Here is an 11,983-nt window from a genome sequence, read left to right as displayed (position 1 = left end):
ATCCGTCGTCACCTTGTCGCGGCGCTTGTGACGGGCGTGAATCCCGTTCTCGCGCCTCAACCTCTCTCCCCGCTCCTTGCTCGCCGGGAAACCACGCCTTCGCCGTTCGCGCACCAGGCGTGGGCTGCCATGGGCGCCCTTGAGTTCAGCATGAATGGCCTGGATAAGCGCCCGCCTCTGCAGGTCCGTCAGTTGCTTGCGCTGCGCACCCCGCTTCCAGGCCCGGTAACCGCTGAACCCCACCTCTGATACAGCGCACGGTTCCGACAACCCGAACTCTCGCCGATGCGCGTCAATCCAAGCGTACTTCACAGGGCAGCCTTCGCGAAGTACGCCGCCGCTTTTTATACTATTTCAAGCTCCCGCTGGAATCGCCCTTTCTCGGCTCGCCACCGCGACAGTTCCGTCTCTTCTGGCGTCACCATCCGGCTGCCCACACCGTTTGGCGTCCGCTGCGCCGCTGCCTTCACCCAGTTACGCAGGGTCTGCTCGACCAGCCCCGAGTCATTCGCCACCCTTCCCACACTTTCTCCTGCCTTCACCCGCTTTACCGCCAGATCCCTGAACTCCGGCGTGAAGCCCGGCTTCGCTAGCTTCATTTCTCGCTCCTAAAGCAACTGAATTCTACGTCACCCTTGGAAGACGAAATTTCGGAAGAAGCTCATTGAGAACCAAGCGCAGATCGCGATACGGCGAGCGAAAGGGAATGGCCCGCAATTGCTCTTCGAGCGCAACCGCATCGCCCCCGCAGCAGGCGGCGATGGCTGCCAGCGCCGGCGCAGGGGGCTGTCGGCGGCCAGTTGAGCCAGCGCGCTATCGGGCGCCGTCAGAGCCACCGCGGCGAGATGCATCTCGAGATCAGCGTCTACGGGCGCCGGAAAATCGCCGGTTCCACTGAGCAGGCGCAGCGCCGCGTCGTGCTCACCGGCGCGCAACAGCCAGTCGAGATAGGGGACCTCGTTCAGCGGTCTGTTGTGCAAGGTCGAGCGGTTGCGCCACACCGTCAGAGCCTCCGGCAGCATGCCCTTGTCTGCCAGTTCGCCCGACCGATCGGCATAACTCGCCGCCAAACCGTCGACCCATTCCGGGCGGCGCTCCCGCTTGAGCGGGTTCTTGTAGTGTTCTATCGCCTCTCGATAACGACCGGCTTCGCGCAGCCGCCAGCCTCCGCCTCGGGCGTCACGCCGCCAGCGGCCGAAACAGGGCGCGGCGCTGGCGTCCTCATCTTGCGCGACATAAGACGACCCCCCGAAGCCGAAAGACAGGTGGCGGATCTTATCCCGAATCAGGCATTGCGTGTCGCCACCGGCGGCAAGTCGACCGCTTCGTCGAGACACGCGCGCAGATCGATCCACTGGCCGTCGAACAGGCCCTCGATGGGCGAGAAATTGGCCTTGTACGCCATTTTCCGACTATCGCGAATCCAGTAACCGAGGTACAGGTAGGGCAGTCCGTTGGCGACGCACTGGGCGATCTGCCAGACGATGTTGTAGGTTCCCAGACTGGACGGCCGCAATTCGGGGTCGTAGAAGGTATAGACCGACGAGAGTCCGTCATCGAGCACGTCGACGATGCTCACCATGCGAAGAATGCCGCCCTCACTGAACTCGACCAAGCGCGTGTCGACCCGGCTCTGCAGCAGAAAGTGCGTGTACTGTTCGTGGCTGTCCTGGTCCATGCCACCGCCGGCATGTCGTGCCGCCTGGTAGCGCAGGTAAAGCTGGTAATGCTCGTCCTTGAAGCGCAGCGGCAGGGAGCGTACCGTCATGTCGCCGTGCCGCGCAAGGCTGCGCCGCTGACTGCGGTTGGCTTGAAACAGTCGGACCGGAATTCGTACCGGGACGCAGGCGTGACAGTGGTCACACTTCGGGCGATAGGTAAACACGCCGCTGCGGCGAAAACCGCTGCGCACGAGTTCGCCATAGATCTCGGTGTTGATCAGGTGGCTGGGCGTCGCGACCTGTGAACGCGCTCGTTCGCCCGGCAGATAACTGCAAGCGTAGGGCGCCGTGGCATAAAACTGCAACAGCGAGAACGGCAGGTTCGAGTCGTTCAGTCGCGCCATCGCCTAGATCCATGGTTGGTCGGCGCCATCGGTCGGCCATTTTCCAGGCTGCCAGGCGACGGCAAGCAAGACACGCAACCGCTCGATGAAGTCCGTGCGCGGAATTTCGCGCGCGCCCAGCGACGCCAGGTGCGGAGTGCTCATCTGGCAATCAATCATGCCGAAACTCTCCTCTTCGAGGAAGCGGACGAGATGTGCCGCCGCGACCTTCGAGGCATCGGTGACACAGGAGAACATCGACTCGCCGTAGAACATGCGGCCGATCGCCAGGCCGTACAAGCCACCGACCAATTTGCCGTCGAGCCAGACTTCGACCGAATGCGCGAAGCCGAGTTCGAAAAGCCGCCGGTAAGCGCTTTGCATTTCGCGCGTGATCCAGGTGCCATGCTGACCGCGGCGCGGGGTTTCGGCGCAGGCCCGGACGACCGCCTCGAAGTCGCGGTCGAGCTTGACGGCAAAGCGGCCAGAGCGCAGGCCGCGGCGCAGCGAGCGCGAGATCCTGAACTCTCCGGGAAAGAGAACCATGCGTGGGTCCGGACTCCACCAGAGGATCGGTTCGCCGCTCGAGTACCAGGGAAAGATGCCATGCTGGTAGGCGTCGAGCAAGCGCCGCGGCGAAAGATCGGCGCCGGCGCAAAGCAGGCCGTTGGGGTCGAGCAGCGCCGAGCTCAGCGGCGGAAACGGCTCGCCACCTTCGAGCCACGGAATCATCGATGAAACTGAATGGTCTGCGGCACCCCGCCGAACGCCCGGGTCGGCGTCTTGAAAGCGACGACATGGTCGACGTCGAGGCGGATGCCGATCCTCTCGCCGACCGCGTGATTGTGATGCGAGGGCACCAAAGAGAGAACGTCGACGCCGCTGGCCAAACGCAGGGTATAGAGAATCTCGGCGCCGCGAAACGCTTTGTGTCGGACCTCCGCCTGCAGGTCGCTGCGGTCGTCGTGGACGATGTCGTCCGGGCGCAACAGTACTTCGACCCCACAGCCCTTGCCGCAAGCGTCGCAACCCTGGCGGCACTCGAGCGGCAAGCGAGACTCGAGTACTCCCAGTTCGACTTCGACGCGACTGTCATCGATCACTGTTCCCGGCATGAAAACTCCCTGGCCGACGAAATCGGCGACCAGCCGGTTGACCGGCTGGTGGTAGATCCGATAAGGCGTGTCCCACTGCTGGATCGCACCATTGACCATGACTCCGATATGGTCGGCGATGGCAAAGGCTTCGTGCTGGTCGTGGGTGACGAGCACAGCGGTGATGTTCTGACCCTTGAGAATGTCGCGCACCTCGAGCGACAGGCGTTCGCGCAGATCGACGTCGAGGTTCGAGAAAGGTTCGTCGAGCAGAATCAGTTGCGGGTTCGGCGCCAGCGCGCGCGCCAGTGCGACCCGCTGTTGCTGGCCGCCCGACAGTTCGTGCGGAAACCTGCCGCCTTCGCCGCTTAAGCCGACCGTCGCCAGCAATTCGTTGACCCGCCGCCGCCGCGCCTCGCTATCCAGATCGAACAGTCCAAAGCCGACGTTGGCGGCCACGGTCAGGTGCGGAAACAGCGCATAGTCCTGAAACACCATGCCAATTTTCCGCTGCTCCGGAGGCAGACGCCAACCGGAGCGGCTGACTAGGCACCCCTGCAAGCGGATCTCGCCACCGGCAATCGCTTCGAAGCCCGCGATGCAGCGCAGCAGCGTCGTCTTGCCGCAGCCCGACGGCCCGAGCAGGCAGGCGATACTGCCGGTTTCGACACGCAAACTGACGCGGTCGACCACGGTCTGCGCCCCGTAGCGCTGGACGATGTCTGTCAATTCGAGGTGTGCCATCAGGACTTGGCCATCCGTTGTCGCCAAAGAAGGACGCTCCCGAGCCGGCGCGGGAGCCGTCGGCAAGCCGGCAACGCTGACTTGGTTCTGGTCAATTATAATTCTCATTTACGCGGCAAACCATGAACACCTCGCGCATCAAGCCCCTGCTCGTCTTTTCGGCCGGCGTCGCCGCCCTCGTCGGCCTGCCGGTGGCCAGCGTGCTGACCAATATCGTCAGCGGCGGCACGGGGTCTGTCTGGTCGCACCTGGCGGCGACCGTCCTGCCGGAGTACGTGGCCAACACTCTGGCGCTGTGCCTGGTGGTCGGTCTGGGCGTCATCGCCATCGGAGTCGCCACGGCGTGGCTGACGACGATGTTCGACTTCCCCGGCCGGCGCCTCTTCGAGTGGGCGCTGGTTCTGCCGATGGCCATGCCCGCCTATGTCCTTGCCTACGTCTATACCGATTTTCTGCAGTTCGTCGGGCCGCTGCAGACGTTTCTGCGCGAGTTCTTCGGCTGGAGCAAGGCCGACTACTGGTTTCCCGAGGTCCGCAGCCTCGGAGGCGCGGCGACGATGTTCGTTTTCGTTCTCTACCCCTATGTCTACCTGCTGGCCCGCACAGCCTTTGGCGAGCGCACCAGCGGCATGCTGGAAGCCTCGCGCAGCCTGGGTTTGGGGCCATGGCAGAGTTTTTTCCGTGTGTCCTTGCCGCTTGCCCGGCCGGCCGTCGTGGCCGGCACGGCTCTGGCTCTGATGGAAACCCTCGCCGACTACGGAACGGTGTCCTATTTTGGTGTCCAGACCTTCACCACCGGCATCTACCGCGCCTGGTTCTCGCTCGGCGACCGCATCGCGGCGGCACAACTGGCGGCCGCGCTACTCGGTTTCGTCGTCCTGCTGTTGCTGGTCGAGCAGCGCTCGCGCGGCCGCTCGCGCTTTCACAACACCAGTGGACGGCGTCGCCACTCGATCGGCCATCGTTTGCCGAGCTGGCCGGGCTGGGCCGCCACAGCCGTCTGCGCGCTGCCGCTGGCCATAGGCTTTGTGCTGCCCGCCTACCTCCTGTGGCGCCTCGCGCTGGCCGACAGCGAAGCGTGGTTAGGCGCGCATTTCGTCACCCTGGCTTACAACAGCTTCACGCTCGCCGCCATCACCGCTTTCCTTGCCGTCAGCCTGGCGGTTCTCCTCGCTTACGGCGCCCGGCTGTCGGCCGGTGTACTGGCGCCGGCACTCAACCGCTTGGTCGGCCTCGGCTACGCCGTCCCGGGTTCGGTGATCGCCGTCGGCGTCCTGATCCCGGTGACGCGGCTGGACCACTGGCTGGCCGCCCAATGGCAGACGTGGTTCGCCAGCAACCCCGGACTGTTGATCACCGGCGGCATCGCCGCGCTGGTCTACGCCTACCTGGTGCGTTTCCTGGCCGTCGCCCTGCAATCGGTTGGCACCAGCCTGGCCAAGATCACCCCGAGCATGGACGACGCCGCGCGCAGTCTGGGTCTCGGCCAAGCAGCGACATTGCACCGGGTACACCTGCCGATCCTGCGCGGCAGCCTATTCACCGCCTGCCTGCTGGTGTTCGTCGACGTGATGAAGGAATTGCCGGCAACCCTGGTAATGCGCCCCTTCGACTTCGATACGCTGGCGACTCAGGCCTATACCCTGGCTTCCGACGAGCGCCTCGGCGAAGCGGCAGGCGCCTCGCTGGCGATCGTCGCGGCTGGCCTGTTGCCACTCGTCGCATTGTCACGCCAGATCTCACGTGCCCAACGTTGAGCGCGCGGCCGCCGTCAAGTTGGCAATCAGCGGTAGCCGGCGCGGTCGAAAACGATCTGTGCCTTGGCGCGGTACATGGCCAAGGAGCCGACCGGCAGGCTGTCCGCCTTGAACCGGCCGAGCGCTTCGAGCGCCGGATTGGCGATCTTAACCCCGGCGACCACTGGCCATTCGTTGTTGCCGTCGGCGAAATAGCGTTGCGCCTCGTCGCTCGACAGGTACTCCAGGAACTTGACCGCCGCCTCCCGATGCGGCGCATTCTTCAACACGCCACCACCGGAAACATTGATGTGCGCGCCATGGCCCTGCTGGTCCGGCCAGACGACGCCAACCTTCTCCATCGTCTTGCGATCTTCCGGTTTATCCGAACGCATCAAGCGGGCCAGATAATAGGTATTGGAAACCGCCACGGCGCACTCGCCAGCCGCGACAGCGCGGATCTGGTCGGTATCGCCGCCCTTCGGCGGGCGGGCGAAATTGGTGACTACCCCCTTTGCCCATTGCTCCGCCTTGGCCTCGCCCTGGTGCGCGATGATCGACGCCATCAGCGAAAGGTTGTAAGGATGCGAACCGGAGCGAGAACAGACCTTGCCTTTCAGCCGAGGATCGGCCAGGTCGCTGTAGTTGCGCACTTCCTCGGGCTTGACCACGCCCTTGGTGTAGATGATGACCCGCGCACGGAGCGAAAACGAGAACCAGTCGGCGGTTCGCAAATGAACAGGAATGCGCGCCTCGAGAATGGACGATTTGACGGGTGTGAGCAGGCCCATTTCGTGCGCCGCGGCGAGGCGCGCCGCATCGACCGTCAGCAGGACATCGGCTGGGCTGTTGGCGCCTTCGTTCCGGATCCGCTCGAGGAGTTCGTCTTCTTTACCCTCGATGCGCTTGACAACGATTCCGGTTTGCCGGGTGAAGCCGTCGTACAGCGCCTCGTCGGTCTGATAGTGACGCGCGGAGTAGAGATTCAGCACCTTCTCCTGCGCCTGCAACTGTGCCGAGCCCAGCGCCGTAGCCGTCAGCGCCAGGGCAGACAGCAGACAATACCACGACTTCATAACCATTCCTCCACTCAAACTTGATGAGAATCGATATCGATGGCGATCGATTATAAGCGCTGGCGGACGACTTGTAAATGCGAATCGTTCCCAATAATAGGCAAAAAAAACGACGCTTGGCGTCGTTTTTTTGCCGTATCGATTCGCCGCTCAGCGCGCCAGCAGTCGCCGCGCCCCGTTGTAACGCTGCAACCAGTAGCTCTGACGCATGTCCTCGATACGCACTTCGGCTCCCGTGCGCGGCGCGTGCATGAAGCGGTTGTCGCCGAGATAAATGCCGACATGCGAAAAAGCCTGGCGCATGGTATTGAAGAAGACCAGGTCGCCGGCCTTCAGCTCCTGCTGGTCAATGACCGCACCGACCTGGCTTTGCTCCCTGGCGGTACGCGGCAACAGTATGCCGATCGCTTCCTTGAAAACGAGCTGGACAAAACCGCTGCAGTCGAGGCCAGTATCGGGATTGGTACCGCCAAAGCGATAGTTGATCCCGATCAATTCGAAGCCCTTGAGTATCAGATCCTGAGCGCTGGTCGTGTAGCGCTCGAAGAGCGACGGCTCGTCGGCGGGCTTCTGTACTTCGCTGGCGTGGACCATGCCAATCCCTGAGAGAGCGATCAGGGCGGCACCGAAGAATGAGGTAAGAGAGTGTTTTCTGAGCATGGGGACGGAATTTATGTGAAAAATGTCACGCTGTAAACCCCCTGCCGAACCACGGCTGCTAAAGAAATTGGTTCAAACACACTCTTTATGCCTCTGACTTAATTGACCTATCATCAAAAACCCTGGTGCCGAAGCAAAAAAACTGTTGTGCACTGCACCGTGGATTGCGCGAAGGAACAAAGTATATTCACCGGAGACGGCCGTGTTGCCACGCGTCGGCCGCTCGTTGCGCGGAACAGATGGACCCGCAAACTTTCCCGGGTTTCTGTTTATAATCCAAGACCGTTCCTGACGCGGATGCCGCTGTTCGGCCGCCCCCAACCACCCAACCCTACGGAGTGCGCATGAGTCCGTTCAAGGCTTATCTGATAGAACAGAAAGAAGGTCTGACCCGCGGCGGCTTCGTCGCTCTGGAGGAGTCGCAGCTCGATCCCGGAGACGTGACCATCAAGGTCGTCTACTCCAGCGTCAACTTCAAGGATGCACTGGCCGCCACCGGCGCCGGGCGCATCATTCGCCGCTATCCCTGCGTCGGCGGGATAGACCTCTCGGGAATCGTCGAAACGAGCGCCGACCCGCGCTTCCGGGCAGGCGACGCGGTGATCGCCACCAGCTTCGACATCGGCGTCGCCCACCACGGCGGCTATGCCGAGTACGCCCGGGTACCGGCCGACTGGGTCGTTCCACTGCCGGCCGGATTGTCGCTGTACGAAGCGATGGCGCTCGGAACGGCTGGATTCACGGCGGCCCTTGGGGTCGTCCGCATGGAAGAGAACGGCCTGACTCCGGCGAAAGGCCCGCTGATCGTGAGCGGTGCGACCGGCGGTGTCGGCGGTCTGGCGGTCGACATACTCGCCGGGCGCGGCTACCAGGTTACCGCGCTCACCGGCAAGGAAGCCGAGGCCGACTACCTGAAAGGGCTGGGCGCGACAGACGTCATGTTCCGCTCGGCGCTCGACCTGTCACGCATCCGCCCGCTCGACAAGGCGCTCTGGGCCGGTGCGGTCGACAACCTCGGTGGCGACGTTCTGGCCTGGATCGCCAGCACCATGAAACAGGGCGGTACGATCGCCAGCATCGGCTTGGCGGCGAGCGCCTCGCTCAACACCACGGTCATGCCTTTCATCCTGCGCGGCGCCAGCCTGCTCGGTATCGACTCCGGTTACATCGGTGAACCGTATCGCAGCGGTGTCTGGCAGCGCCTGGCGACCGACCTGCGGCCACGACATTTGCCGCAGATGACACGTTCGATCGCTTTCGATGATCTACCCGGCATTTTCGACGACTTCATCGGGGGGCGAGTGCGTGGGCGAGTCGTCGTCGACGTGGCCGGCGCGTAAATCGCGCCGGCAGCCCGACAGCGATTGCGACAGGCGATGGAAAACCCGAGCCCGAAGCCGCGCATTCTGATTGTCGACGAATCGCGCATGGTCCGCGCAACGCTGATCAAGCTGATCCGCGACCATTACAGTTTTCGCGAGGAAACCGACGGCGAATCGGGTTGGCAAGCGCTCGTCATCGACCCGTCGATCCAGTTGGTCATTTGCTCGCTGGCGCTGCCGATGCTAGATGGCGACGGTTTTCTGGCGCGCGTACGCGCGTCGAGACTGGCCCGCATCCGGCAAATCCCGGTACTGATGATCGCCGGCGACAACGAGGAGGCCAACGAGCGCGCGCGCGCGCTCGGCGCCTCGGACTTCATCAGTCGCGGGATAGGCGCGACCGAACTGCTGGCGCGGATCGATTCGCTGCGCCAACTGTCCCAAGTACAGAACGAGCTGAGAGAAAACCCCGGTCGCCAGATGCAGCATCCCGACACTGGCTTGCCGATGCGGCAGTACGTCGATCTGCAAGCCAGTCAGGCAGTCTCGCTCGCCATGCGGCACGAAGCGCCGGTGAGCGCGCTGATCATCGGTTTCGACCGTTTCGACGTGCTCGCCGAGGAACATGGCGAAGAACTGGCCAAGGAACTGCAGAAGCGCCTAGCCAACATGATGGCCAAGAAGGTACGTAAAGAAGACAGTCTGGGTCACTATGCCGGCAACGAACTGGCCGTGGTCTCGCCGGGCACCCCCTACCCGGCGTGCGAGGCTTTTGCCAACCGGCTGCGCGAAGCGTTCGCGGTGGCCAACATCACCGCGCACGGACAACGCCTGGATCTGTCGATCAGCATTGGCGTCGCCAACACTCCCGTCGACCGGGTCAGCTCGGCGGCAGCGCTACTGGGCCTCGCCTCCGAGCGGCTGCAAACGGCGCAAAAAGCCGGCGGCAACCGGGTCGTCGCCTGTGTCGCGCGGCCCTTGTCGGAAGTCCCGGTACCGCGGCTTGGCCATGCCATCGACCTCATCCGCACGGGACACGAGAATGCGGTGGTGCCGCACATCCTCCAGCTCGGCAAGGAGATACTGCCCTTTCTGGAGCTGCTGGAAAGGGAGTTGAAGTTGGGTCTGCCTTTGGCAGATATCCGAAAACGGATGCTTGACCGGACGCACGAAGCCCAAGACACCCGGCAAGCATAGTTTCCACTGGTGCAGGTGGTTCACAATTTGGAAGAGGGAGTCTCATGACGACAATCCAAGCGTTTCACAAGAAATCAATCGAAAATCCGGACGCCTTCTGGGGTGAGGAAGCCAAACTCATCGACTGGCACAAGCCGTTTACACAAGTCCTCGATTTTTCCCGTCCGCCGTTCGCCAAGTGGTTCGTCGGCGGTGAAACCAACATCTGCTACAACGCCGTCGACCGTCACGCGGCCAAACGCCCGAATGACCGGGCGATGGTCTTCATCTCGACGGAGACCGACCAGGAGATCGTCTACACCTTCGCCGAACTCAAGCAGGAAGTCATGCGCATGGCAGCGGTCATGCAAAACCTCGGCGTCGGCAAGGGCGACCGCGTCCTGATCTACATGCCGATGATCGCCGAAGCCCTGTTTGCCATGCTCGCCTGCACACGCATCGGCGCCATCCACTCGGTTGTCTTCGGTGGCTTTGCCTCCGGATCGCTGGCCACCCGCATCGACGACGCGGCGCCCAAGCTGGTGGTCTCGTCGGACGCCGGCATGCGCGCCGGCAAGGCCGTGCCTTACAAGGACCTGCTCGACGAAGCCATCGAATTGGCCGCACACAAACCGGGCAAGGTGCTGATGGTCGACCGTGGTCTCGACAAAGGCTTCAACAAGGTCGCCGACCGCGACGTGGATTACGCGACGCTGCGCGCACAGTTCATGGACGCCGAAGTGCCGGTCACCTGGCTGGAGTCGTCCGAACCATCGTACATCCTCTATACCTCCGGCACGACCGGCAAACCGAAGGGCGTGCAGCGCGACACCGGAGGCTACGCCGTCGCCTTGGCGGCTACGCTGAAGTACATCTTCTGCGGCGGCGAAGGGGAGACCTTCTTTGCCACATCCGATATCGGCTGGGTCGTCGGTCACTCGTACATCGTATACGGACCGCTGATCGGCGGCATGTGTACCATCATGTACGAAGGCACGCCATTGCGTCCCGACCCGGGAATCTGGTGGCAGATCGTCGAGAAATACAAAGTCAACGTCATGTTCTCGGCGCCGACGGCGGCACGCGTCCTCAAGAAGCACGACACGGCCTACATGCACAAGTACGACCTGTCCAGCCTCAAGCACTTGTTCCTCGCCGGCGAACCGCTCGACCAGCCGACGCACGAATGGATCATGACGGAACTCGGCCGGCCGGTTTACGACAATTACTGGCAGACTGAAACCGGCTGGCCGATTCTGGGCCCGATGCCGGGAGTCGAAAAAACCGAAATCCGCTATGGCACGCCAAACTTCCCGGTTTACGGCTACAACCTCAAGATCTTCCGCGAAGACGGCACGGTCTGCGACCCGGACGAAAAGGGCATCGTCGGCATTCTGCCGCCGCTGCCGCCCGGCTGCCTGTCTACGGTCTGGGGTGACGACGAGCGTTTCGTATCGACCTACTTCTCGCTCTTCCGCGAACCGCAGGTCTACTCGTCGTTCGACTGGGGTATCAAGGACAAGGACGGCTATCACTACATCCTGGGCCGCACCGACGACGTCATCAACGTCGCTGGCCATCGCCTTGGAACGCGTGAAATCGAGGAAGCCATCCAGGGGCATGCGGCGATCGCCGAAGTGGCCGTCGTCGGCGTCGCCGATCAATTGAAAGGCCAGATGCCGATGGCCTTTGCGGTGGTCAAGAACGCCGACAGCGTTGCCACGCCCGAACTCGCCGCGGCACTCGAAAAGGCGGTCATGAAACAGGTGGACGACAGCCTGGGCGCCATTGCCCGACCGAGCCGCGTGCACTTCCTGACCGTGCTGCCAAAAACGCGCTCCGGCAAGCTACTCAGGCGCTCGATCCAGGCGCTCGCCGAAGGCCGCGACCCGGGCGATCTGACGACGATCGAGGATCCAAAAGCGCTCGAGCAACTGCAGCGCGCGCTGGGTACCTTCAAGGCTTAGCCTGGCACCAGCCGCGCCTGCTTCGTCGCAACTACCTGCCGCCCACCTGGGCGGCAGGTATTTTTTTCCGGCCGCGCGCCCGACCGACCGGCAGGCGCACGATCAACGACCAGACTTCGTGGTCACGGAGGAAACCCGGCGCCTTTCGGGCGTCGCGACACCCT

The 11,983-nt window shown here is 63.1% G+C and carries 10 protein-coding genes and 1 pseudogene; 4 read left to right on the top strand and 7 right to left on the bottom strand.

Features of this window, described 5'->3' with window-relative positions; all coding sequences use genetic code 11:
* The 5 genes and pseudogenes from Q1M07_RS04910 to Q1M07_RS04890 all read right to left on the bottom strand — a co-directional run.
* Positions 1–599, bottom strand: a pseudogene (locus Q1M07_RS04910) (transposase); the annotation flags it as partial.
* Positions 600–629: 30 nt separating this feature from the next.
* Positions 630–1,337, bottom strand: a complete 708-nt coding sequence (locus Q1M07_RS04905) for a hypothetical protein (RefSeq protein WP_300451469.1) — start codon at positions 1,335–1,337, stop codon at positions 630–632.
* Positions 1,286–2,065 carry an arginyltransferase gene (locus tag Q1M07_RS04900; RefSeq protein ID WP_300451466.1) on the bottom strand — a complete coding sequence of 260 codons (780 nt, stop codon included), beginning with the start codon at positions 2,063–2,065 and terminating at the stop codon, positions 1,286–1,288. The genes Q1M07_RS04905 and Q1M07_RS04900 overlap by 52 nt, the downstream gene beginning before the upstream one ends.
* 3 nt (positions 2,066–2,068) lie before the next feature.
* The gene (gene aat / locus Q1M07_RS04895) at positions 2,069–2,776 is read right to left on the bottom strand and encodes a leucyl/phenylalanyl-tRNA--protein transferase (RefSeq protein ID WP_300451464.1); all 708 of its coding nucleotides are present in this window, start codon (positions 2,774–2,776) and stop codon (positions 2,069–2,071) included.
* A complete protein-coding gene (locus tag Q1M07_RS04890; protein ID WP_300451460.1) occupies positions 2,773–3,882 on the bottom strand; it encodes an ABC transporter ATP-binding protein in 1,110 nt (369 codons plus the stop codon). The genes aat and Q1M07_RS04890 overlap by 4 nt, the downstream gene beginning before the upstream one ends.
* A 122-nt stretch (positions 3,883–4,004) precedes the next feature.
* On the opposite strand from Q1M07_RS04890, the gene Q1M07_RS04885 reads away from it, so the two are divergent.
* Positions 4,005–5,639 (top strand): iron ABC transporter permease, encoded by a 1,635-nt coding sequence (locus Q1M07_RS04885; RefSeq protein WP_300451457.1) that lies wholly within the window; start codon positions 4,005–4,007, stop codon positions 5,637–5,639.
* 26 nt (positions 5,640–5,665) lie between these two features.
* Here the strand turns inward: Q1M07_RS04885 and Q1M07_RS04880 are convergent, their stop codons facing one another.
* The gene (locus Q1M07_RS04880) at positions 5,666–6,694 is read right to left on the bottom strand and encodes a Fe(3+) ABC transporter substrate-binding protein (RefSeq protein WP_300451501.1); all 1,029 of its coding nucleotides are present in this window, start codon (positions 6,692–6,694) and stop codon (positions 5,666–5,668) included.
* 150 nt (positions 6,695–6,844) lie between these two features.
* Positions 6,845–7,354 (bottom strand): C40 family peptidase, encoded by a 510-nt coding sequence (locus tag Q1M07_RS04875; protein ID WP_300451454.1) that lies wholly within the window; start codon positions 7,352–7,354, stop codon positions 6,845–6,847.
* A 344-nt stretch (positions 7,355–7,698) separates the two neighbouring features.
* Between Q1M07_RS04875 and Q1M07_RS04870 the strand changes: the two genes are divergently transcribed.
* Genes Q1M07_RS04870 through Q1M07_RS04860 form a run of 3 tightly spaced genes read left to right on the top strand, consistent with a single transcriptional unit; the run spans position 7,699 to position 11,819 of the window.
* Positions 7,699–8,694, top strand: a complete 996-nt coding sequence (locus Q1M07_RS04870) for an oxidoreductase (RefSeq protein WP_300451451.1) — start codon at positions 7,699–7,701, stop codon at positions 8,692–8,694.
* 36 nt (positions 8,695–8,730) lie between these two features.
* A complete protein-coding gene (locus Q1M07_RS04865; protein ID WP_300451448.1) occupies positions 8,731–9,873 on the top strand; it encodes a diguanylate cyclase in 1,143 nt (380 codons plus the stop codon).
* Positions 9,874–9,917: 44 nt separating this feature from the next.
* Positions 9,918–11,819 (top strand): propionate--CoA ligase, encoded by a 1,902-nt coding sequence (locus Q1M07_RS04860; RefSeq protein WP_300451445.1) that lies wholly within the window; start codon positions 9,918–9,920, stop codon positions 11,817–11,819.
* Positions 11,820–11,983: the final 164 nt, after the last annotated feature.

Source organism: Accumulibacter sp., assembly GCF_029255285.1.
GTDB lineage: Bacteria > Pseudomonadota > Gammaproteobacteria > Burkholderiales > Rhodocyclaceae > Accumulibacter.
The sequence above is the reverse complement of the archived record's forward strand: the minus strand, read 5'-3'. Positions and strand labels throughout refer to the sequence as shown.

Coding starts and splice junctions, on each gene's coding strand:
- Q1M07_RS04900 (WP_300451466.1), bottom strand. CDS start 2,065: ATGGCGCGACTGAACGACTCGAACCTGCCGTTCTCGCTGTTGCAGTTT.
- aat (WP_300451464.1), bottom strand. CDS start 2,776: ATGATTCCGTGGCTCGAAGGTGGCGAGCCGTTTCCGCCGCTGAGCTCG.
- Q1M07_RS04890 (WP_300451460.1), bottom strand. CDS start 3,882: ATGGCACACCTCGAATTGACAGACATCGTCCAGCGCTACGGGGCGCAG.
- Q1M07_RS04885 (WP_300451457.1), top strand. CDS start 4,005: ATGAACACCTCGCGCATCAAGCCCCTGCTCGTCTTTTCGGCCGGCGTC.
- Q1M07_RS04880 (WP_300451501.1), bottom strand. CDS start 6,694: ATGAAGTCGTGGTATTGTCTGCTGTCTGCCCTGGCGCTGACGGCTACG.
- Q1M07_RS04875 (WP_300451454.1), bottom strand. CDS start 7,354: ATGCTCAGAAAACACTCTCTTACCTCATTCTTCGGTGCCGCCCTGATC.
- Q1M07_RS04870 (WP_300451451.1), top strand. CDS start 7,699: ATGAGTCCGTTCAAGGCTTATCTGATAGAACAGAAAGAAGGTCTGACC.
- Q1M07_RS04865 (WP_300451448.1), top strand. CDS start 8,731: ATGGAAAACCCGAGCCCGAAGCCGCGCATTCTGATTGTCGACGAATCG.
- Q1M07_RS04860 (WP_300451445.1), top strand. CDS start 9,918: ATGACGACAATCCAAGCGTTTCACAAGAAATCAATCGAAAATCCGGAC.